We start from the raw sequence: 21,116 nt of genomic DNA, 5'->3' as shown, positions 1-21,116 counted from the left end.
GTCGTCCGGTGGCCACCGGGCCTGCCATCACGCGAGCCGTGCGGAAAACGCTGAGTCATCCCGTTCGGGGCATCGCCCCGGGCGGGCTGCTAGACTGGCGGCTCATTCATCGTGTGAGGGACAACGCATGACGGCTCACCTGATCGTCACGGATCTCGACGGAACCCTGCTCGGCGCCGACCACGCGCTGGCGGATGTGACAGTCGATACCCTGCGCGCCCTGGCGGGGCAGGGACATCACATCGTGCTGGCCTCCGGTCGTCACTATCGCGACATCCTAGCATTTCGCGACCGCCTCGGTGTCGAGGCCCACATCATCAGCACCAACGGGGCCTATACCCATGCGCCGGACGGTCGCCTGCTCGAGGCGCGCCCCTTGCCGACCGAGCTGGCGCGCGAGCTGATCCGGTTGCCGCGTCCCGAGGCGGTGCGACTCAACCTCTACCATGACGATGAATGGCTGATCGATGCGCCGGCGCCTGAGTTGCTGGCCCTGCATGCACATACCGGCTTCGGCTATCGGGTGGCCGACCTCGAAGGCCTGGATGGCGCGGGCGTAGGCAAGGTGCTCTACATCGGTGAGCCCGCCATGCTCGGCGAGCTGGAGCAACAGGCGCGGCATCGCGCGGCAAGTGAGCTGCATATCACCTATTCCATGGACAACTCGCTGGAGATCATGGCCGGCGGGGTCAACAAGGGCACGGCCTTGTCCGCCTTGCTGGCGGCGCTGGGCATCCCGGCCGAGCGCTGCCTGGCCTTCGGCGACAATCGCAACGACATCGAGATGCTCGATCTGGTCGGCGAGGCCCACGTGATGGCCAATGCCCATCCGGCCCTGATGGAAGCGGTGCCCGCCGCTCGGCGCATCGGCCCGCACGACCAGGCCGCCGTGGCGCAACGTCTGATCGAGCGCTTCGCGCTTTAAGGGACGAGAAGGAGCCGGCGTTGCACTCCGATGGCCGATGTTGCCACCTTGGTGGTATCGCCAGCCCCGTTGGACGAGCCTAGAGTATCGGGCATGACACACTTCGAGACGGCGCTCGCCGAGCGCCACCGATGCCGGTGACAGTGCCGATGACTCCCCCTGCCGCCACCCTGGTCGTGGTCGATGATGATCCGGAAATCCGCGACCTGCTCGCCGACTACCTGACGTGCCACGGTTATCGTGCCCTGATGGCCGAGGACGCGGCGGCGTTGCGCGCCTTGCTCGCCTCCGAGCGTCCCGACTTGCTGATCGTCGATCTGATGCTGCCCGGCGACGATGGGTTCGCCATCTGTCGTGAGGTACGCCGGGACAGCGAGGTGCCGATCATCATGTTGACCGCCAGCCCCGACGAGACCGATCGCATCCTCGGGCTCGAGCTGGGTGCCGACGACTACCTGAGCAAGCCCTTCAATCCTCGTGAACTGCTGGCGCGGGTCAAGGCCGTATTGCGTCGCTGCCGACCGCGTGGTGAGGCGCTCGCTCCGGGCATGGCGAGAGTCGTGGCGTTCGGTCACTGGCGGCTGGATCGGGTGACACGCGAGCTGATCGACGAGCGGGGCGCGCGCAGTGCCTTGTCGGGCGCCGATTTCTCGTTGCTGCAGGTCTTTCTCGAGCATGCCGAGCAGGTGCTCTCGCGGGAGGCCCTGTTCGACCTGACCCGAGGGCGCCCGGCACCGCCGCTGGACCGCTCCATCGACGTGCATGTCTGTCGGCTGCGTCAACGACTGGGTGAGGATGCCCAGCACTCGCAGCTGATTCGCACGGTGCGTGGCTCGGGTTATGTGCTGGCGGCCCAGGTGGATGTGATCGCGTGAGGCACACCTGGCGATACTGGCGCCGCCGGTTGGCGCGATGGTTGCCTGACTCCCTGCGCGGACGCTTCCTGTTGATCATGGTGGTCGGTGTGCTGGGCGCCCAGCTTGCCAGCTATGCCATCTGGACGGCACAGGCGCGCGATGGCCAGCTCACCCGGCTCGACGAACTGTCGCGCAACATTGCCTACAGCGTTGCCTCCACGGTGCGCTTCTTTCGCTCCCTGCCGTATGACTATCGCCACATCGTGCTCGATCAACTGCGCGACATGGGCGGCACGCGCTTTTTCGTCAGCGTCAACGACCATCGTATCGAGGTGGACGACATCGGCGGAGGGCAGGCGAAGGCACTGGTGATCGACAACTTCCATGGCGTCCTGCGCGACGAGCTCGGCGTGACGAACGCCGAAGTGGCCTTTACGCGCCCCGGTACCCTGCGTTTGCTCAACAATGAGGTGCTGTTGCGCGACATGCCACCGCGCTGGGGCCAGCACAGCCTGATGAGTGCACCCTTGTCACAACCGATCCTGGTGGTGCAACTGCCGATGGAGCGAGATCAATGGCTCTATGTTGCCACCTTGCTGCCGGTATCGGATGTCTTCCATGGCGGCGACTGGCTGTCCGGAGATCGGTTGTTCGTGGCCTTGATGGTGCTGCTGACGGTCATCGGCCTGTCCTGGCTCGGCATTCGCAGTGCCACCCGGACCCTGGCGCGACTGTCGCGAGCCGCCCGGCGCCTGGGCGACGATCTCGACAGCCCGCCGCTCAGCGAGGGCGGCCCTCGCGAAGTGGCGGCGACCGCTATCGCTTTCAACCGCATGCAGCGTCGGATCCAGCATCAAGTGGAGGAGCGCGAGCGGCTTTTCTCGGCGATTTCCCATGATCTCAAGACACCCATCACCCGCCTGCGACTGCGCGCCGAGATGCTCGACGACCCGGTGCTGCGCGAGCGCTTCTGTGCCTCGCTCGATGAGCTGGATCAACTGGTCAAGGGGGCGCTGGACTCGGTCAAGGGACTCGACATGCACGAGGCGATCGAGTCTATCGAGCCGCGTGCGCTGCTCGATGAACTGGCCAGGGATCTGGCGCTGCAAGGTGGAAATGTCCGGATTTCGGGCGAGGCGGCGCCGGTGGCCGTCAAGCCGCTGGCCTTCAAGCGGTGCCTGGCCAACCTGCTGGAGAATGCCATCTTCTATGGCCAGCGTGCCAAGGTACGGCTCGAGGATACACCGGACAAGCTGCAGGTGACGATTCGCGATCATGGGCCTGGCATCGAGGCAGCGCAGCGCGAGAGAGTCTTCTCGCCCTTTGTGCGGCTCGAACCGTCGCGCAGTCGCTATACCGGTGGCAGTGGTCTGGGGCTGGGCATCGCTCGGCACATCATCCAGGCGCACGGCGGGTGGCTGGCGCTGGACAATCACCCCGATGGTGGGTTGGTGGTGAGCCTGACGTTGCCCAGGGCAGACCCTGAAACGCTGTAATACTTTGCAACATCAGGAAAGATGGCGGCATTGTCGCCGAGCCGTACAGTGGATCGGGCATGCCGGGAGGTAGCAGTCCGCTCCTTGATCCCATTCCCGGTCCTTGACCTCATTCGTAGGGAGAGCCTCGTGAACATCTTCGATCCCGACTTCCTCGATGCCCATGTGCGCAAGGCCATGGCGTTCTACCACCCGCGCGCCATCGACCCGCAGGGTGGCTTCTTCCATTACCTGCGCGACGACGGTGTCATCCTCGACCGTCGGCATCGCCATCTGGTATCGAGCGCCCGCTACGTGGTGACTTATGCCCGCTTCGCGCGGCACAGCGGCGAGGCGGAGTATCGGCACTGGGCGCGTCATGGACTTGACTATCTGGAACGAGCCCATTTCCAGACGGCCTATCAAGGCTACGCCTGGACCCTGGCGGACGGCGAGGTGGAGGATGACACCAACCACTGCTACGGGCTGGCCTTCGTGCTGCTGGCCTATGCCGAAGCGCTCAAGGCCGAGGTGTCCGGGACGCGGGAGGGCCTCTACGCGACTCACGCCATCTTGCAGCGGCGGTTCTGGGAGCCGCACCACGGACGCTTCGCCGACGAGGCCGACCGACATTGGCGGGTGTCCGGCTATCGTGGCCAGAACGCCAACATGCATGCCTGCGAGGCGTTGATCTCGGCCTTCGAAGCTACTGGCGACGCAGCCTTTTTGACCCAGGCAATGACCATCGCTCGAGCCATCGTCGGCGCCAATCGCGACCATGAACATGGCTGGATCTGGGAGCATTACGATGCCCAGTGGCAACGCGATCTGGACTACAACCGCGACGACCCGAGCCATCTGTTTCGTCCCTGGGGCTATCAGGTGGGGCACCAGACCGAATGGGCCAAGCTGCTGGTCATGCTCGAGCGATACCGTCCCGAGGACTGGCTGTTGCCCACCGCCGAGCGTCTCTTCTCGAGCAGTGTGGCGGCCGGCTGGCATCCGCAGACGGGCGGCCTGGTCTATGGTCTCGATCTGGACGGGCGGATCAGCGACGCCGACAAGTACTTCTGGGTGCAGGCCGAAAGCTTCGCCGCGGCGGCCATGCTGGGCGAGCGGACCGGTCGCGATGTCTACTGGCGCTGGTATCGGCGGATCTGGGACTTCAGCTGGCAGCACATGATCGACCATCGTCACGGCGCCTGGTATCGCCTGCTCAATGCCGACAATCACCGCTATTCCGACGTCAAGAGCCCGGCGGGCAAGGTCGATTATCACACCATGGGGGCTTGTCAGGATGCCATGGCAGCATTGATGGCGAGACGAGATAACTCGGGGCGCCGGGGACAAGCCGAAGAGGAGGTCCGACGCCAGTGGAGGCGCCGGTAGCGTACAGGGAGGTATTCACAGCGCCTCCTTGCAGGCTTGTCGACGGATCAGCCCCGAGCGATCCCACTGTCCGCAATGACCTGGGGCCTTGCAGGCGAGGCATTATGTGACCGGTCTTTAACATTGTTTCGGCATTGCAATAGTCCGGTAACACTATTCAGTACTTGGTAATCCCCCGGGGAGGAGGAATGCGCTAGCGTGTTGAGAGCCGCTTTCGGCGGCAGCAAGACAACAACAATTCAGGAGGCACGTCCTATGCGCGCATTGATGCGATTCTCTCCACTCCGTCACACCCTGCTGGGGCTGGGCGTGGCCGGCGCCTTGGGTGCCGCCGGGCAGGCTCAGGCCGGCGAGGTGGAAGTTCTGCACTGGTGGACCTCCGGCGGGGAGGCCAAGGCGGTGGGCGAATTGCGCGACCTGCTCGAGGCGGAGGGCCATGAATGGAAGGACTTCGCCGTGGCCGGTGGTGCCGGTGACAGTGCCATGACGGTACTCAAGTCGCGCGCCATGTCCGGCAACCCGCCGGCGGCCGCACAGATCAACGGCCCGGAGATCCAGGAATGGGGCGAGCTCGGTCTGCTTGGCAACCTCGACGCCGTGGCCGAAGAGGCCAGCTGGGACGAACTGTTGCCCGACGTGGTCTCCGAGATGATGCGCCACGACGGCCATTACGTGGCGGTGCCGGTGAACGTGCACCGCGTCAACTGGCTGTGGGCCAATCCCGAGGTGCTCGATGACGCCGGCGTCGAGATGCCGAGCACCTGGGACGAACTGTTCGCCGCCGGCGAGGCGCTGCGCGAGGCGGGCTACGTGCCGTTGGCCCATGGTGGTCAGCCCTGGCAGGACGCCACCATCTTCGAGAGCGTGGTGCTCAGCCTCGGGGGCAGCGATGTCTATCGTCGTGCCTTCGTCGACCTCGATGAGCAAACGCTGAAAAGCGATACCATGATCAAGGCGTTGACCACCTTCAAGCGCCTGCGCGAGTTGATGGACGAGGGCATGCCGGGGCGCGACTGGAACCAGGCCACCGGGATGGTGATCGATGGCCAGGCCGCCATGCAGATCATGGGCGACTGGGCCAAGGGCGAATTCACCGCCGCCGACATGCAGGCTGGTGAGGATTACGTCTGTGCGCCCGTACCGGGTACCGAGGATGCCTTTACCTTCAACATCGACAGCTTTGCCATGTTCCAGCTCGGCGACGAATCCGCGCGGCAGGCCCAGCAGACCCTGGCACGCCTGATCCTGGAGCCGGATTTCCAGAAGACCTTCAATCAGATCAAGGGCTCGATTCCCGCGCGCCCCGACCTCGACATGAACGGCTTCGACAGTTGCGCCAAGCGTTCCATGGAAGACTTCCAGGCAGCGCGGGACGCCGACACCCTGGTGCCCAGCATGGCGCACCGCATGGCCATGCGCAGTGACGTGCAGGGCGCTTTCTTCGATATCATCACCAACTACTTCAACTCGAGCGACATGACCGCCGAACAGGCCGCCGAGCGGCTGGCGCAGGCTGCCAAGCTGGCCATGTGATGTCCTTGCGGCACCCGCCGACGCGGGTGTCGTATTCCCCTCGAGCTTGAGGTAGTGCTATGAAATCCGTTTCGACTTCCGGCGATGCGGCGCGGCCTGTCGGTGTGGCGGTGTCGCGTCCCAGCGTGGCGGGCCATCTCCAGGCCTGGTTGCCCAAGCTGGTGCTGGCGCCGTCCGTGGTGATCTCGCTGTGCTTCGTCTACGGCTTCATGCTGTGGACCTTCATCCTTTCCCTGACCGATTCGCGCATGCTGCCGAACTACGACTTCGTCGGCTTTGCTCAATATGCGCGGCTGATGAACAACGAGCGCTGGTGGGTGGCGGCCACCAATCTCGGTGTGTTCGGTGCGCTTTTCGTCGGCCTGTGCCTGGTACTGGGGGCGGGCCTGGCGATCCTGCTCGACCAGCGCATTCGTCGCGAGGGCGTGTTGCGAACCCTCTACCTGTATCCCATGGCGCTGTCGTTCATCGTCACCGGGGTGGTGTGGAAATGGCTGCTCAATCCCGGGCTCGGCATCCAGTCCATGGTGCGTGGCTGGGGCTTCGAATCTTTCACCTTCGACTGGTTGGTGGACCCGAACATGGCCGTCTACACCTTGGTCATCGCGGCGGTATGGCAGGCCTCGGGCTTCGTCATGGCGTTGTTTCTGGCCGGGCTGCGCGGCATCGACGACAGCATCCTCAAGGCCGCCCAGCTCGATGGGGCCAGCCTGCCTCGCGTCTACTGGCGAGTGGTGATGCCTTGTCTGCGGCCGGTGGTGTTCAGCGCGGTGATGATCCTCTCGCACATTGCCATCAAGAGTTTCGACCTGGTGGTGGCGCTGACCGGCGGCGGGCCGGGCTATTCCTCGGACCTGCCGGCAACCTTCATGTACGCCCATGCCTTCACCCGGGCCCAGATCGGCATGGGCTCGGCCAGCGCCATCCTGATGTTGGGCGGAGTGCTGGCCATTCTGGTGCCTTATCTCTACTCGGAATTGCGGAGCCGTCGACATGGATAATGTGATTCGTGCCCGGACACCGGCGGCGCGCGCCTGGCGGCTGCTCCTGCACCTGGTGTTGATCCTGGCGGCGCTCTGGTACCTGCTGCCGTTGGCGGTGATGGTGCTGACCTCCCTCAAGCCTCTCGACGAGATCGGTGCCGGCAGCCTGCTGACCCTGCCCGATAACCCGACGCTGGCGCCCTGGCTGAAGGCCTGGGGATCGGCCTGTACTGGCATGCGCTGTGACGGGGTGAGCGGTTATTTCTGGAACTCCTTTGCCATCGTGATTCCCGCCGTGGTCATCGCCACCCTGATCGGCGCCCTGAACGGCTATGCTTTGACCAAGTGGCGCTTCAAGGGGGCCGAGCTGGTATTCGCCATGATGCTGTTCGGCTGCTTCATCCCGTTTCAGGTCATTCTGCTTCCCATGGCCCAGACGCTGGGCTGGCTGGGGCTGTCGAGTTCTCGGCTCGGCCTGATATTCGTGCATGTGGTATTCGGCATCGCCTTCACCACGCTGTTCTTCCGCAACTTCTACGTCTCGATCCCCGACGAGCTGGTGTCCGCGGCCAAGCTCGATGGCGCGGGTTTTTTCCGCATCTTCTGGCGAATCCTGCTGCCGGTGTCAAAGCCGATCATCGTGGTCTCGGTGATCTGGCAGTTCACCCAGATCTGGAACGACTTCCTGTTCGGCGTGGCATTTTCCGGGCACGACACCCAACCGGTGACGGTGGCACTCAACAACCTGGTCAACACCTCCACCGGTGTGAAGGAATACAACGTCGATATGGCCGCGGCGATGATTGCCGCGCTGCCGACCCTGGTGGTCTATGTGCTGGCCGGCAAGTATTTCGTGAGGGGGCTGACGGCGGGTTCTGTCAAAGGCTAGGGAATGGCTAGTAGCAACGTAAAGCGCTCAGCCAAGAGGATCGGGGGCAAGACGAAGCGAGGGTCTTTTGCCAGGGGTGAGGAGCACTGCTCCGAACGGGCTGGCCATGGATGGCCAGCACCGGTCCTGCAAGCGAAGCAGGATGCGAGAGCGCCGCAGGGCAAAAGTAGCGCTCAGGGACGGGTTTACAGCGCCCTCGCGGAGGCTTTCCGCCGGAGACGCCAATCAATCTGCAGAGTTGCAGACACAGTTCCTGGTTCGCTGCTTTATCTTCGAGCCAGCCACTGTCGAATAATAACGAGGTAGCTACCATGTCAGCTCTGGAAATCGACAATGTCTGCAAGGATTTCGGTACGACCCGGGTGCTCGAGGAGGTCAGCCTGGCCATCGACTCCGGGGAGTTCCTGATCCTGGTGGGACCTTCAGGGTGCGGCAAGTCGACCCTGATGAATGCCATCGCCGGCCTGGAGCCGGTCACGTCGGGGCGTATCCTGGTCGGCGGCGACGACATCACCTGGCGAACCCCCGCCGAGCGCGACATCGCCATGGTCTTTCAGTCCTATGCGCTCTATCCGAGCATGACGGTGCGCGGCAATATCGCCTTTGGCCTGGAGATGCGCAAGGTGCCCAAGGCCGAGCGTGAGGCTGCCGTGGAACGGGTCGCCGATCTGCTGCAGATCTCGCACCTGCTGGATCGCAAGCCGGCGCAGCTTTCCGGTGGCCAGCGTCAGCGCGTGGCCATGGGGCGCGCCCTGGCGCGGGAACCGCAGATCTATCTCTTCGACGAGCCGCTCTCCAACCTGGACGCCAAGCTGCGCGTCGAGATGCGCACCGAGATCAAGAAACTCCACCAACGGCTGGGCACCACCATCGTCTATGTGACCCACGATCAGATCGAAGCCATGACCCTGGCCGACAGCATTGCCGTGATGCGCGATGGCCGAATCCTGCAGCTGGGCACGCCGGATGAGGTCTACAACGACCCGGTGGACAAGTACGTGGCGGGCTTCATGGGCTCGCCGTCGATGAACTTCATCGACGCGCGGCTGGACGGCGAGCCCGGGGCGTATCGATTGCATATCGCCACCGAGGGCGAGGCGGCGTTGACGCTGCCGTGGCCGGAATCTCGAGAGACACCGATGTTGGCCGAACGCGTCGGGCAGACAGTGACGCTCGGCCTGCGCCCCGAACACTTCGCCGAGGAGGACACCCGCCTGGGCGACCGGGCCGAGGGCACGCTGCTCTCGGCCAGGGTCAGCGTGGTCGAGCCCACCGGTGCCGATATCCTGCTGCGCCTGCCGCTCGGCGCCACCGAGATCACCGCCCGGGTGGGCCCGGACTGCCGGATCGCATCGGGTGAACGGCTCGGCCTGCGTGTCGACATGCGACGCGCCGTACTGTTCGATGCCGACACCGACGCTCGCCTTGCCTGAGGGGGAAGCCGCCATGACACGAGAATGTACCGACCCTGCCGATACGCTCCGCGCGACGATTCGTGACACGAAGCAGCGCCTGAAACGCGACCTGCCGGATTACCGTGGCGCCTTCGAGCGCGCCCGGGACGACATCCTGGCGCAGGTCGAACGCATCAGGGTGGAACGCGCCGCCGGCGAGCACCCGATTCCCCGCTTCGCGGCCGATGACATCATCGCCGGCCGTCTCTCCGAGGCCGATCGACAGCACATTCGCCAGCGCGGTGCCTGTGCCGTCGCCGGGGTCTTCCCGGCCGAGCGCGCACAGCGCTGGAACGCGCAGATCGGTGATTACCTCGAGCGCAATCGCTTCATGGAACGTCTGGCGAATGCCGCCGACGACCCCTATTTCGGCGAGCTCGAGCAGGGCAAGCCGCAGATCTACGGCGTCTACTGGTCATTGCCCCAGGTGCAGGCGCGCCAGGACGCGCGGCTGCGTGACGTCCAGGTGTTTCTCAATCGCCTGTGGGATGCCGGCGAAGAATTCGATGCCGGTCATCTGGCCAGCTATGCCGACCGGCTGCGCCGCCGGCCCCCGGGCTCGGGCAGCCTGGGGCTGTCGCCGCACGTCGATGGTGGCTCGGTGGAGCGCTGGCTCGACGACGGCTTTCGGTATGTCTATCGCCATGTCTTTCGTGGCGTGCCCGAGCGCTTCGACCCCTTTGCGGGCTTGGGGCGCACGCGGGTGCGCGAGATCGCCTCGCCGGCGGTGTGCTCGATGTTCCGGACCTTCCAGGGCTGGACGGCACTGACGCCGCAACGCTCGGGCGCCGGCACTCTGAACCTGATCCCCATCGCCAACGTGATGAGTTACCTGTTGCTGCGCGCTTTGCAGGACGATGTGCCGGAAGATGACCTGTGCGGCGCCCGGCCCGGTCGTGCGCTTTCGATCGATCCCCATTGGCACGCGCCGCTGCTGGAGGCGCTGACGCCGATTCCCGATCTCGATCCCGGCGACACCATCTGGTGGCACTGTGATGTGGTGCATGCCGTGGATCCCGAGCACACGGGCGAGTACGACAGCAACGTCATGTACATCGGGGCCGCACCCTGGTGTGACAAGAACGCGGCCTACCTGCCGGGCCAGTGGCAGGCCTTCGTCGAGGGGCGCACACCGCCCGATTTCGCGCCGGACGATTTCGAGGTCGACTTCACTGGTCGGGGGTGCCCCGAGGACCTGAGCGCCCTGGGGTGCCAGCAGATGGGAAGATGAGGCACCAGTCTTTGCGGCTCATCGAGCCCCAGGCTTGTCCTTGTCCTCGAGGCGGCGCAACTGCTGCCAGAGTTCCCGGCGCAGATCGGTCAGGCGAGGGCGCTCGGCCTCATCGAACGCCAGCGGTCGGGTCAGGCGCTGGGTGCGCAGCCCGAGTCGCGCGCCCAGCAGGCCGACGCCGAGTCCCTGGGCGGCTCGGGTAGAAAGACGCCCGGCGAGGTCCAGCGAGAGCATCTGCATGCTGGCATCACTGGCCAGTTCCGTGGCGCCGGCGAAGGCCATCTGCCGCAGCACGTCGCGCAGCAGGCTGATCCGGGCAGCGTAGCCGAGCTCCAGGCCGTAGAGACGACAGAGCCGGTCGATCATGGCCAGGTGGCGCCAGGCGACCAGGCCCATGTCGACCAGCGTCAGCGGCGAGACCGCCACCATGACGGCGGTTTCGCCGCTCATGCGCGATATCAACCGCCGGGCCTCGCGATCGCGCGGGGCGAGCAGGTAGTGGGCGAGCAGCGGAGCGAGATCCTGGCCGTCGTGATGTGGCTCGCGGGCGGCAAGAAAGGCCTGCCAATGGGGATGGTCGTCATGCAGGTCGAGCTGGGTCTTGAGATGTCGTGCCAGGGTCATGGCCCGCTCGGGTGAGCACTCGGGCAAGTGAGTCAGCGCTTCGCGCAGGCGGTTGTGGCGGCCGAGCCGGCGCAGGCGCCAGAGTTCACGCAGGATTGCCAGGCCGCCCAGGCCCACGACACCGAGCCCTAGCAACTGCCAGCCGGTGGTCAGCCAGTCGCCGTCGGCCAGGCTGGCGGGCAGACCGGTGACGAACTCGGCCGCGCCGAGGCCCAGCGCGCCGGCGAGTACGCCGAGCAATCCCCAGCGGCGTTTGCGCGGCCGGCCGAGGTGCGCCGAAGGATCCGGGTGAAGGTGATCGTCCGGTTCGTCGCTCGGCGTCAGGGCGCGGCTGGCCTGGTCACTATCGAAGCGGTGGGCCGGTGCCGGATCCGGCGCGCGCGAGGGTGTCTCGGTCTCGAACCGCTGACTCGGGCGGGGATCCGATGTGTCCCGGTGAGAGGCATCGTTCATGTCAGCTTGTCTCCGATCAGCCAGTCGAGGGCGGCATCCATGCGAATGTGCGGCAGGGGGCCGGGCTCCCGCGGCAGGGGCCGAAAGGCCGTGAAGTCGAAGCCCTGGCGCGACCAGAAGTCGGCATCGGGCAGACGCGTCGGCACTTCGCCGGGAAAGGTCAGCACGGCGTCGCCGTCCAGGTCGGTGCCGCGCAGGGCCGGTATCGTCCGCCCCTGGCGTGTGACCTCGCGAACCTCGGTGGCGCGCACCGAGGCCAGGGAAAGTGCCTTGACGGGCACATTGGCGAAGCGCAGGTCCTTGAGGGGCTCGACCAGCAGGGCCTCGAGCAAGGCCACTAGCCGGACATGCTGTTCGGGAGTGACGTGGTCGGCCTTGGTGGCGGCAATGGCCAGCCGGTCGATTCGCGGCGTGAAAAGACGCGACAGCAGGCTGCGCTGGCCGTAGTCGAAGCTCTGCATCAACCGGGACAGGGCGCGCGACAGGTCCTCGAAACGTTCCGGGCCGGCATTGAGCGCGCCGAGCACGTCGATGAGCACGATCTGGCGGTCGAAACGCCGGAAGTGATTACGATAGAAGGGGCGCACGATGTGCTGCTGATAGTAAGCGAAGCGGCGCGCCAGGGTGGCGTATAGGCTGGTGTCGGGCAGGGCCGCCAGGGCCTCGGTAGTCCAGTCGTCGAGGCCGGGCAGGGGGAAGAACTGCAGCACCGGTGCCCCGGCCAGCTCGCCGGGCAGCAGAAAACGACCGGGCTGCAGGTCGGAGAAGCCGGCCTCGCGAGCGGCACGCAGTCCCTCGGCATAGCGTTCGGACAGTTCGGCGAGGCGTGTTTCATCGACCTCGCTGGCCGGGTCGAGATCTGCGATGGCGGCATGCCAATCGGCGAACAGCGCTCGCCGGGCAGGCCCGTCGCCCTCGCATTGCGTGCGGCTCCAACCGGCGAAGTCGTGATCGAGCAGCGGCAGGTCGAGCAGCCATTCGCCCGGATAGTCGAACAGGTCGAGCGTCAGTTCCGCGGTGTGGCCGCGCCACCAGTTGGCATGGGCACGGCGGTAGCGGATCTTCAGGCGCAACTCGCTGATGCCGCGGGTCGGCGTCGGCCAGCTCGGGGGATCGCCGTCGAGGGCCTGCATCGCCTGGTCATAGGGAAAGCGCGGCACGCCGAGGTCCTGCTGGGAGACGCGCTGGGCACCGAGCAAGCGCTGCTCGCGGGCGGCGGCCAGAAGGTCCAGTCGTGCCTCGAGGCCGGCGTGGCGGAGCTGGTCGACCAGCGAGGTGAGAAAGGCGGTCTTGCCGGCGCGTGAAAGCCCGGTGACCGCCAGTCGGAGCTGTCGGTCACGGCCGCGTTCGATCAGGTCCTGCAGGTCGCGTGTCAAATCCTGGGGCATTCAAGAGTCCGCCTGGCGTCCATGTCGTCAGCCTCTAATTTGTGGGCGATGGACGCGGAAGGCAAGACCGAGCAGCACCAGTGGCACGGCGCACAGCGGGATCAACACCACATTGAGCAGCGGCCAACCAAGGCTGGAGACTGCCGGGCCTGCCAGCAGGGCGGTGATGGCTACGGTGGAGAATACCAGGAATTCGTTGGCGGCCTGGGTGCGGGCCTTCTCGGCGGGGCCGTGCGCTTCGGTGAGCAGGCCAGTGGCCGGCAGGAAGGTGAAGTTCCAGCCCACGCCGAGCAGCACCAGGCCTGCATAGAAGCCGGCCAGTCCAGCATCGAGCTGGGCGGTCAGGGCGCTGGCGATCAGTAGCAGGCAGCCGCAGACGATCATGCGCGAGGCGCCAAAGCGGGCCGTCAGGCGGCCGGTCACGAAGGATGGCAGGAACATGGCCACCACGTGCCACTGGATGGTGGTCGAGACATGGTTGAAATCGTGGCCGGCCTCGGCCATCGCCAGCGGCGTGGCGGTCATGGCCAGGTTCATCACGCCGTAGCCGATCATGGCGCTGACTACTGCCAGCACGAAGACCGGCTGACGCACGATCTCGCCCAGCGGGCGCTGCTCGCCGGTGGTGGTGTCGTGGGTGCCGGCGGGCATGCGCACGAAGGCAAGCAATACCAAGGCACAGAGATAGAGTACACCGAGGCCGATGAAGCTGCCCAGGTAGGGCGTATCGGCCAGGCTATGGCTGTGCCGTGCCAGCCAGGGACCGAAGAAGGCCGCCAGCACGCCGCCACCCATCACCAGGCCGATGGCGCGGTCGCGCCCGCCTTCGGGCGCGGCCTCGACGGCGGCGAAGCGATAGAGCTGACCGAAGCCGATGCCGATGCCGATCAGCCAGGTGGCGACCAGGAACAGGTCGAAGCGTTGCGCGTGCAGGGCCAAGACAGCGAGGGCCGCGCCGGTTATGCCCATCAGGTTGCCGAGCACGAAGCCTCGTCGGCGGCCCAGCCTGGCCATGATCAGGGACGCCGGAATAGTGGCGCACATCAGCCCCAGCCATTGGGTTGCCACCGGGGCGGTGGACCAGGCGGGAGCCGGGGCGAGCTGGGCGCCGATCAGCGGCGAGACGGCGATCAAGAGGATATTGCCGCTCACCAGCAGGGCCTGGCAGAGCGAGAGCAGGGATACGGTCAGGGGCATGGAGCCTCCTCGGCGAGTGTCGTGTCGGAGTGGGTACCGAAGCGTTGGCGATAGACCGATGGCGAGACGCCGTACTGGCGGTGGAAGAGGCGCCGTAATTGTTCGGCGCGTCCCAACCGCCATTGGGCGGCCAATCGGTCGAGTGAAGGCGTGGCGCGGGCATCGAGCAGGTGCATTCGCGCCCCTTCCAGACGCAGCCGCGTCAGGTAGGCGCCGGGCGTGGTATCCAGGTGGCGCCGGAAGAGGCGTGAAAGGTGGCGAGGCGTGACGGACAGGTACGCCGCCATGCTCTCGAGATCATGATCGGCGGCGGGGTCGGCATGCAACCGGTCGAGCAGTTCCCGCAAGCGACCGGTGGCGCGTTGCTGATTCAAGAGCGCTTCGCTGAACTGAGCCTGGCCGCCGGGGCGATGCAGGAACATTACCAGTTCGCGGGCGACCTGGCCTGCCAGGGCCGCGCCGTGATCGGCCTCGACCAGTGAGAGAGCCAGGTCGATGCCGGCGGTGACGCCGGCGCTGGTGTAGCGTCCTCGGTCTTCGACGTAGAGGGCGTCGGGAACGACGTGAAGTCGTGGGTAGGTTCGAGCCAGGGCCGCGCAGTGTCGCCAATGGGTGGTGGCCTGGCGATCATCCAGCAGCCCGGCTTCCGCCAGCAGGAAGGCGCCGGTACAGATGGCCCCCAGCCGTCGGATGTCGGGCGCGAGCTCGCGCAATCCATCGATGTGATAGCGCTGTCGGCATTGGTGGAAGACGCCACTGCCGCCGGCGACCAGCAAGGTATCCGGCGTGCCGAGTGCCTCCAACCCCTGCCAGTCGAGCCCGGCCATCATCGTCAGGCCGCCGTTGGTGACCAGGGTGCCAGGAGAACGGGCGACCAGGTTGAGTTCGTACAGCGACCGGCCAGCGAGGGTGTTGGCGCTGGCGAAGACCTGCCAGGGGCCGGCGACATCGAGCACCTGGCAGTCGGGATAGGCGAGCAGCACCACGCGACGTGCATGGGGCGGTGAGGATGTCATGGGCAACTCCGAAATGTGACGCAGTGGCTTGAGTCTGGCGAAGGTAGGTGATGTCCACAATGACGGATATCCCACCGATAAGGACATGGTCGTGCCAAAAACGACGACGCCCCGCATGAAGGCGGGGCGTCGGGTCGTTCGAGGTCGTGGTGGTGTCAGCCGGCGAAGGCGGCGTACATGATGACGACCAGGATCACCAGGACGATGCCGACAGGTACCGCGCCCTTCCAGGGCGTGAGGTCGACTTCGCCACTGTCTTCGTGCACCCAGGCATCGGGGCGGGGACGCAGCTTGCCGATGACCAGCATGACCACCACCAGCAGCACGAAGACGGCGGCGACGAAGTGGAACTCATGCATGACCTGGGGCAGCTTGTCGAATGGCGGGATGAAGTAGCCGGCGAAGATCAGCAAGCAGCCACCGACCAGAGCGATCTTGGCGGCCATGGCCGGCACCCGGCGTGTCAGCAGGCCGACCAGCACCACCGCCAGGATCGGGATGAAGTAGATGGCATTCATCTTCTGCAGGTAGCCGAACAGGCTTTCCTGGCCGGCCAGTAGCGGCGCGATGGTCATGGCGATGACGGCCATGATCCAGCCGAAGATCTTGCTGGCGCGCACCACCTGCGCCTCGCTGGCGTCCTTGTTCAGCACCCCCTTGTAGAAGCCGAGGCTGAACAGGGTGGTGGTACTGTTCAGGGCCGAGTTGAAGGACGACAGGATGGCGCCGACCATTACCGCGGCGAAAAAGCCAGTCAGGTAGGGCGGCAGCACGTTGAACACCAGGTGGCCATAGGCCTCGTCGGCCTTGATGCCCTGGTCGGCATAGAGGTGATAGGCGATGATGCCGGGCAGGACCAGGTAGATGGGGCCGAGCAGCTTGAAGAACCCGGTCAGCAGCACGCCCTTCTGGCCCTCGGCGAGATTCTTGGCGGCAAAGGTACGCTGGATGATCTGCTGGTTGGTGGTCCAGTAGAAGACGTTGATCAGAAAGACGCCGGTGAACAAGGTGAAGAAGGGCACCTGCTGCTCGGCACCGCCGATGGAGTTCAGCTTGTCGGGGTGAGTCTGCTTGAGCGTCTCCCAGCCGGCCATGATACCGCTACCGTCGCTGATGGCCTGCAAGCCGAAATAGACGATGACGAAGCCGCCGACCAGCAGGCCGATACCATTGAGCGTATCGGACACGGCAACGGTGCGCAGGCCGCCGAACAGGGCGTAGAGCGAGCCGATCAGCCCGACCAGCCAGACGGTCAGCCACAGCAGGGTGGTATCGGACTGGATGCCCGTCAGGCCATGCAGATCGAGCATGCCTTGCAGCCCCATGGCCCCCGAATAGAGGATGATCGGCAGCAGGATCACCGCATAGGCGAGCAGGAAGATCACGTTGGTGATGCGTTGGGTGGCCTTGTCGAAACGGATTTCCAGCAGTTGCGGCACGGTGGCGATGCCACTGCGCAAAAAGCGCGGCAGGAAAAACAGCGCCAGCAGCACCAGGGCGATGACGGCGACCACTTCCCATGCCATCACGCTCAGACCATCGCTGAAGGCAGAGCCATTGAGCCCGACCATCTGCTCGGTGGAGAGGTTGGTCATCAACAGCGAGCCGGCAATCAATGGAAAGGTCAGGCTGCGACCGGCCAGGAAGAGCCCGTTGGTGCTCTTGTGATCGTCGCGGCGGGTGATCCGCCAAGTGATGAAGGCCACCAGACCCGTAAAGAACAGGAAGGAAGCGAGTGTCAAGGCATGCATGTCAGAAGATTCCGTAATCATCGGGGTTTATTGCCGTGTCGCTCGCGCCTTGCGAAGTCAAATTTCGTAAATTTACAGCGACGCAGGGAGTTTAGGAGCCTTGAAAGCATACGCCATACGCCTTTCGTCTAGTATGCTTCCGGGGTTGCCTTCCTTGTCGATGACGGCGAGCTGCTAAGCTGGATGACGGATCAGGAGGTCGTGAGGCAGGAGGGACAAGATGACGATGCAGGAAGGACCCGAGCGGGTGCTGGTCTTCTGGTTCGAGACGCTGGAGCCATCACAGTGGTTTCGCAAGGATTCGACCCTGGATGCCGAGATCGCCGGACACTTCGCCGACACGCTCGCGGCCGCGTTGCGAGGTGAGCTTTGGCATTGGCGTGAGACGCCCCGGGGCCGGCTGGCCGAAGTGGTCGTACTCGATCAGTTCTCGCGCAATATCCACCGCGATACGGCGCAGGCCTTCGCCGCCGATCCCGTCGCCCTGGTCCTGGCCCAGGAGGCGGTGGCCCGAGGCGATGATCAGGCACTCGAGCCCGGGGAACGCGCCTTCCTCTATATGCCGTACATGCACAGTGAATCGCGGGCCATACACGATGAAGCGCTGCGCCTGTTCGATCAACCCGGCCTGGAACGCAGCCTGTACTTCGAGCACCGCCATTGCGAGATTCTCGAGCGTTTCGGGCGTTATCCGCATCGCAATGCCATCCTGGGGAGGCAGTCGACGCCCGAGGAACTGGCATTTCTCGAACAGCCGGGGTCTTCCTTCTGACATCCCGGCAAGGCAACATCATTGACGCCACCAACCGGAAAGGAGAACGGCATGAGTATCATTGCATGGTTGATCATCGGAGGACTGGCGGGCTGGATCGCCGGCAACATCATGCGTGGCGGCGGTTTCGGACTGCTGGGCAACATCGGCGTGGGCATCGTCGGCGCGGTGGTCGGCGGTTTCCTGTTCAGCTTGCTGGGCCTGTCTTCCGGCGGTTTCATCGGTTCGCTGGTGACCGCCGTGGTGGGTGCTGTGGTCCTGCTATGGGTCATCGCCAAGGTCAGGAAAGCCTGACGTCGGTAGCTGGCCGGCATGAAAAAGCGCCGCCCTCATGGGCGGCGCTTCGTTTTTCGGGGCAGGTAATCTCTCCGGGCCAGGTAATGCCTCAGGCGGTAGCGGCCTGCTGGCCGGCCAGTTCCTTCAGGCAGGACTCGATGATGTCCAGGCCTTCCTCAAGGATCGCGTCCTCGATGGTCACCGGCATCAGGAAGCGAATGGTGTTGCCGTACATGCCGCAGGACAGCAGGATCAGGCCTTTCTCGCGCGCCTTCTTGCACAGCGCGCCGGCCAGATCGGCGTCCGGGGCATGCGAGGTCTTGTCGGCGACCACGTCGAAGGCGGCCATGGCGCCCATGTTGCGGGCGTTGTCGATACAGGCGAAGTCACGCTGCCAGGTGGCGAAGCGGCTGGCCAGCTTGTCGCCCAGGGCCTGGCTCTTCTCGAGGATGTTTTCCTGCTCGAAGACCTCGAGCACTGCCAGGGTCGCCGCGCAGGATACCGGGCTGCCGGTGTAGGTGCCGCCCAGGGAGTTGCCGCCGGAGGCGTCCATTACCTTGTCGGTGCCGACCACAGCAGAGATCGGCATGCCGTCGGCCATGCTCTTGGCCATGGTCATGATGTCGGGCTCGACGCCGCTGTGCTCGATGGCGAACAGCTTGCCGGTACGCCCGAAGCCGGACTGTACCTCGTCGATGATCATCAGGATGCCGTGTTCGTCACAGATCTCGCGGATCGCCTTGAGGAAGCTGGGCGGGGCCGGATAGAAGCCGCCTTCGCCGAGCACCGGCTCGAGCACGATGGCCGCGGTGTCCTTGGGGTTGGCGTCGGTCTTGAGCGCCATCTTCAGGCCGCGCAGGGCTTCGTCCTCGCTGACACCGTGGTAGGGCACGGGGAAGGGCGCGCGGAAGACATTGCCCGGCATGGTGCCGAAATCGGTGGCGTAGGGAGCCACCTTGCCGTTCATGGCCATGGTCATGAAGGTACGGCCGTGATAGCCGCCGTCGAAGCAGATCACGTTGTTCTTGCCGGTGGCGGCGCGTGCGACCTTGACGGCATTCTCCAGCGCCTCGGCGCCGGAGTTGGCTAGCATGACCTTGGCATGGCCGCGTACCGGCGTGACCTGGCTGAGCTTTTCGGCCACCTTCACGTAGCCTTCATAGGGCATCACCGTCTGGCAGGTGTGCATCACGCGGTCCAGCTGTGCCTTGACGGCCTCGACCACCTTGGGATGGCGATGGCCGATGTTGAGCACGCCGATGCCACCGGCGAAATCGATGAAGCGGTTGCCGTCGGCATCCCAGATCTCGGCGTTCTCGGCGCGATCGGCGAATGCCGTGGCGGGGCTGGCGGCACCGCTGGCGACATAGCGCTGCTTGAGTTCATTGAGCTGGGCGTTGTTCATGGCTGTCTCCTGGGATCGGAATTAAGAAGGCGATTACAAGCCGCCGACACAGACGTATTTTAGTTCAGTGTATTCATCCAGACCGTGGTGCGACCCTTCGCGTCCCAGCCCGGATTCCTTGACGCCGCCGAAGGGCGCCAGCTCGGTGGACAGGAGCCCCTCGTTGACCGCCACCATGCCATATTCCAGGGCTTCCATGACACGCCAGATACGGCGATAGTCGTTGGCATAGAAGTAGGCGGCCAGGCCGAATTCCGTGGCATTGGCCATGGCGATGGCGTCCTCTTCGGTGTCGAAGCGGAACACTGGCGCCAGTGGACCGAAGGTTTCCTCGGTGGCCACGCGCATGCGCTCGTCGACCTCGCCGATCACCGTGGGCTGGAAGAAGGTGCCACCCAGCTCATGGGGCTGGCCGCCGCAGATCAGTCGGCCGCCCTTGTCGAGGGCATCGGCGATGTGCTCGCGCACCTTGTCCACGGCGGCCTCGTTGATCAACGGGCCCTGGGAGACGCCTTCCTCCAGGCCGTTGCCGACCTGGAGCTCGGCGACGCGGGTGGCCAGCTTGTCGAGGAAGGCGTCGTAGACACCGGACTGCACCAGCAGGCGATTGGTGCACACGCAGGTCTGGCCCGAGTTGCGGAACTTGGAGGCCACGGCCCCTTCCACGGCAGCATCCAGGTCGGCATCGTCGAAGACGATGAAGGGAGCATTGCCGCCGAGTTCCATGGAGGTCTTCTTGACCGTGCCGGCACATTGGGCCAGCAACTGCTTGCCCACGGCCGTGGAGCCGGTGAAGGAGACCTTGCGCACCCGCGGGTCGGTGGTGAGCACCTCACCGATCTCGGCGGGGCGGGCCGCGGTCACCACATTGATGACACCTGCGGGGATGCCGGCTTCCTCGGCCAGTTGTGCCATGGCCAGGGCGGTCAGCGGAGTCGCTTCGGCGGGCTTGATCACCACTGTGCAACCGGCGGCCAGCGCTGGGGCGCACTTGCGGGTGATCATCGCCAGGGGAAAGTTCCAGGGCGTGATGGCGGCCACGACGCCGACCGGCTCGCGCAGCACCAGAAGGCGCTTGTCGGCGCCATGGCCGGGCAAGGTCTCGCCGGCCATGCGCTTGGCCTGCTCGGCATAGAATTCGACGAAGCTGGCGCCATAGGCGACTTCGCCGCGGGATTCGGCCAGGGGTTTGCCTTGCTCGCGGGTCATCAGCCGGGCGAGGGCATCCTGATTGGCCATGATAAGGTCGAACCAGGCGCGCAGCAGGGAGGCACGTTCCTTGGCGGTCTTGCGTCGCCAGTCGCGCCAGGCCGTCTCGGCGGCAGCCACGGCCTGGCGAGCGTCCTCGGCATCGAGATCGGGAATGTTGGCCAGCGTCTCGCCGGTGGCGGGATCGGTGACGGCGAAGCGACGTTCGGCATCGCGCCACTGGCCGGCTACGTAGGCCTTGTCGATGAGCAACGGGATATCGGCGTTCATGGGAAGACTCGCTTGGATG

General features: G+C 65.2%; 18 protein-coding genes. 11 read left to right on the top strand and 7 right to left on the bottom strand.

From position 1 onward, the window contains the following. Positions 1–127 precede the first annotated feature (127 nt). The 9 genes from A9O65_RS02825 (at position 128) to A9O65_RS02785 (ending at position 10,736) form a co-directional block, all read left to right on the top strand. Positions 128–925 carry a Cof-type HAD-IIB family hydrolase gene (locus tag A9O65_RS02825; RefSeq protein WP_064698113.1) on the top strand — a complete coding sequence of 266 codons (798 nt, stop codon included), beginning with the start codon at positions 128–130 and terminating at the stop codon, positions 923–925. A gap of 149 nt (positions 926–1,074) precedes the next feature. After that, positions 1,075–1,800 carry a response regulator gene (locus A9O65_RS02820; RefSeq protein ID WP_064698614.1) on the top strand — a complete coding sequence of 242 codons (726 nt, stop codon included), beginning with the start codon at positions 1,075–1,077 and terminating at the stop codon, positions 1,798–1,800. 77 nt (positions 1,801–1,877) lie between these two features. Continuing rightward, on the top strand, positions 1,878–3,278 hold the full coding sequence (locus A9O65_RS02815; protein WP_254783103.1) for an ATP-binding protein: 1,401 nt from the start codon (positions 1,878–1,880) through the stop codon (positions 3,276–3,278). A 129-nt stretch (positions 3,279–3,407) separates the two neighbouring features. After that, positions 3,408–4,646 carry an AGE family epimerase/isomerase gene (locus A9O65_RS02810; RefSeq protein ID WP_254783101.1) on the top strand — a complete coding sequence of 413 codons (1,239 nt, stop codon included), beginning with the start codon at positions 3,408–3,410 and terminating at the stop codon, positions 4,644–4,646. 255 nt (positions 4,647–4,901) lie between these two features. Beyond that, positions 4,902–6,179 (top strand): ABC transporter substrate-binding protein, encoded by a 1,278-nt coding sequence (locus tag A9O65_RS02805; protein ID WP_064698115.1) that lies wholly within the window; start codon positions 4,902–4,904, stop codon positions 6,177–6,179. A 59-nt stretch (positions 6,180–6,238) separates the two neighbouring features. Next, positions 6,239–7,180: a carbohydrate ABC transporter permease gene (locus tag A9O65_RS02800; RefSeq protein ID WP_064701295.1), complete on the top strand. Its 942-nt coding sequence runs from the start codon at positions 6,239–6,241 to the stop codon at positions 7,178–7,180. Then, positions 7,173–8,051: a carbohydrate ABC transporter permease gene (locus A9O65_RS02795; RefSeq protein WP_064698117.1), complete on the top strand. Its 879-nt coding sequence runs from the start codon at positions 7,173–7,175 to the stop codon at positions 8,049–8,051. The genes A9O65_RS02800 and A9O65_RS02795 overlap by 8 nt, the downstream gene beginning before the upstream one ends. Positions 8,052–8,362: 311 nt before the next feature. Next, positions 8,363–9,484 (top strand): ABC transporter ATP-binding protein, encoded by a 1,122-nt coding sequence (locus tag A9O65_RS02790; protein ID WP_064701294.1) that lies wholly within the window; start codon positions 8,363–8,365, stop codon positions 9,482–9,484. A 13-nt stretch (positions 9,485–9,497) separates the two neighbouring features. After that, positions 9,498–10,736: a YbiU family protein gene (locus A9O65_RS02785; protein ID WP_064701293.1), complete on the top strand. Its 1,239-nt coding sequence runs from the start codon at positions 9,498–9,500 to the stop codon at positions 10,734–10,736. Positions 10,737–10,754: 18 nt separating this feature from the next. Here A9O65_RS02785 and A9O65_RS02780 read toward each other — a convergent pair whose 3' ends face one another. The 5 genes from A9O65_RS02780 to A9O65_RS02760 all read right to left on the bottom strand — a co-directional run bounded on the left by A9O65_RS02780 (position 10,755) and on the right by A9O65_RS02760 (position 17,165). Then, the gene (locus A9O65_RS02780; RefSeq protein WP_064698120.1) at positions 10,755–11,813 is read right to left on the bottom strand and encodes a YcjF family protein; all 1,059 of its coding nucleotides are present in this window, start codon (positions 11,811–11,813) and stop codon (positions 10,755–10,757) included. Further along, positions 11,810–13,201, bottom strand: coding sequence for a YcjX family GTP-binding protein (locus tag A9O65_RS02775; protein WP_064698121.1), 1,392 nt, complete (start codon positions 13,199–13,201; stop codon positions 11,810–11,812). Before A9O65_RS02775 ends, A9O65_RS02780 begins: the two co-directional genes overlap by 4 nt. A 27-nt stretch (positions 13,202–13,228) precedes the next feature. Next, a complete protein-coding gene (locus tag A9O65_RS02770; protein WP_064701292.1) occupies positions 13,229–14,398 on the bottom strand; it encodes an MFS transporter in 1,170 nt (389 codons plus the stop codon). Then, positions 14,389–15,414 carry a GlxA family transcriptional regulator gene (locus tag A9O65_RS02765; protein WP_064701291.1) on the bottom strand — a complete coding sequence of 342 codons (1,026 nt, stop codon included), beginning with the start codon at positions 15,412–15,414 and terminating at the stop codon, positions 14,389–14,391. Before A9O65_RS02765 ends, A9O65_RS02770 begins: the two co-directional genes overlap by 10 nt. A gap of 155 nt (positions 15,415–15,569) precedes the next feature. Then, the gene (locus tag A9O65_RS02760; protein ID WP_064701290.1) at positions 15,570–17,165 is read right to left on the bottom strand and encodes a solute:sodium symporter family transporter; all 1,596 of its coding nucleotides are present in this window, start codon (positions 17,163–17,165) and stop codon (positions 15,570–15,572) included. Positions 17,166–17,391: 226 nt separating this feature from the next. Between A9O65_RS02760 and A9O65_RS02755 the strand changes: the two genes are divergently transcribed. Together A9O65_RS02755 and A9O65_RS02750 are read left to right on the top strand one after the other, a co-directional pair. Next, entirely contained in the window at positions 17,392–17,937 is a 546-nt protein-coding gene (locus A9O65_RS02755; protein ID WP_064698615.1) for a DUF924 family protein, read from the top strand. A gap of 51 nt (positions 17,938–17,988) precedes the next feature. Continuing rightward, a complete protein-coding gene (locus A9O65_RS02750) occupies positions 17,989–18,231 on the top strand; it encodes a GlsB/YeaQ/YmgE family stress response membrane protein (protein WP_064698125.1) in 243 nt (80 codons plus the stop codon). 91 nt (positions 18,232–18,322) lie between these two features. Here A9O65_RS02750 and gabT read toward each other — a convergent pair whose 3' ends face one another. Further along, positions 18,323–19,618 carry a 4-aminobutyrate--2-oxoglutarate transaminase gene (gabT, locus tag A9O65_RS02745; protein ID WP_064698126.1) on the bottom strand — a complete coding sequence of 432 codons (1,296 nt, stop codon included), beginning with the start codon at positions 19,616–19,618 and terminating at the stop codon, positions 18,323–18,325. Between the two features lie 33 nt (positions 19,619–19,651). Next, positions 19,652–21,097 carry an NAD-dependent succinate-semialdehyde dehydrogenase gene (locus tag A9O65_RS02740; RefSeq protein ID WP_064701289.1) on the bottom strand — a complete coding sequence of 482 codons (1,446 nt, stop codon included), beginning with the start codon at positions 21,095–21,097 and terminating at the stop codon, positions 19,652–19,654. Positions 21,098–21,116 lie beyond the last annotated feature (19 nt).

Source organism: Halomonas caseinilytica, assembly GCF_001662305.1.
GTDB classification, from domain to species: domain Bacteria; phylum Pseudomonadota; class Gammaproteobacteria; order Pseudomonadales; family Halomonadaceae; genus Halomonas; species Halomonas caseinilytica.
This window is presented reverse-complemented; position numbering and strand designations above follow the sequence as displayed.

What these genes read in the sequence shown, in the direction of transcription:
- A9O65_RS02825 (WP_064698113.1), top strand. Translation starts at nt 128, where the DNA reads ATGACGGCTCACCTGATCGTCACGGATCTCGACGGAACCCTGCTCGGC.
- A9O65_RS02820 (WP_064698614.1), top strand. Translation starts at nt 1,075, where the DNA reads ATGACTCCCCCTGCCGCCACCCTGGTCGTGGTCGATGATGATCCGGAA.
- A9O65_RS02815 (WP_254783103.1), top strand. Translation starts at nt 1,878, where the DNA reads ATGGTGGTCGGTGTGCTGGGCGCCCAGCTTGCCAGCTATGCCATCTGG.
- A9O65_RS02805 (WP_064698115.1), top strand. Translation starts at nt 4,902, where the DNA reads ATGCGCGCATTGATGCGATTCTCTCCACTCCGTCACACCCTGCTGGGG.
- A9O65_RS02800 (WP_064701295.1), top strand. Translation starts at nt 6,239, where the DNA reads ATGAAATCCGTTTCGACTTCCGGCGATGCGGCGCGGCCTGTCGGTGTG.
- A9O65_RS02795 (WP_064698117.1), top strand. Translation starts at nt 7,173, where the DNA reads ATGGATAATGTGATTCGTGCCCGGACACCGGCGGCGCGCGCCTGGCGG.
- A9O65_RS02790 (WP_064701294.1), top strand. Translation starts at nt 8,363, where the DNA reads ATGTCAGCTCTGGAAATCGACAATGTCTGCAAGGATTTCGGTACGACC.
- A9O65_RS02785 (WP_064701293.1), top strand. Translation starts at nt 9,498, where the DNA reads ATGACACGAGAATGTACCGACCCTGCCGATACGCTCCGCGCGACGATT.
- A9O65_RS02780 (WP_064698120.1), bottom strand. Translation starts at nt 11,813, where the DNA reads ATGAACGATGCCTCTCACCGGGACACATCGGATCCCCGCCCGAGTCAG.
- A9O65_RS02775 (WP_064698121.1), bottom strand. Translation starts at nt 13,201, where the DNA reads ATGCCCCAGGATTTGACACGCGACCTGCAGGACCTGATCGAACGCGGC.
- A9O65_RS02770 (WP_064701292.1), bottom strand. Translation starts at nt 14,398, where the DNA reads ATGCCCCTGACCGTATCCCTGCTCTCGCTCTGCCAGGCCCTGCTGGTG.
- A9O65_RS02765 (WP_064701291.1), bottom strand. Translation starts at nt 15,414, where the DNA reads ATGACATCCTCACCGCCCCATGCACGTCGCGTGGTGCTGCTCGCCTAT.
- A9O65_RS02760 (WP_064701290.1), bottom strand. Translation starts at nt 17,165, where the DNA reads ATGCATGCCTTGACACTCGCTTCCTTCCTGTTCTTTACGGGTCTGGTG.
- A9O65_RS02755 (WP_064698615.1), top strand. Translation starts at nt 17,392, where the DNA reads ATGCAGGAAGGACCCGAGCGGGTGCTGGTCTTCTGGTTCGAGACGCTG.
- A9O65_RS02750 (WP_064698125.1), top strand. Translation starts at nt 17,989, where the DNA reads ATGAGTATCATTGCATGGTTGATCATCGGAGGACTGGCGGGCTGGATC.
- gabT (WP_064698126.1), bottom strand. Translation starts at nt 19,618, where the DNA reads ATGAACAACGCCCAGCTCAATGAACTCAAGCAGCGCTATGTCGCCAGC.
- A9O65_RS02740 (WP_064701289.1), bottom strand. Translation starts at nt 21,097, where the DNA reads ATGAACGCCGATATCCCGTTGCTCATCGACAAGGCCTACGTAGCCGGC.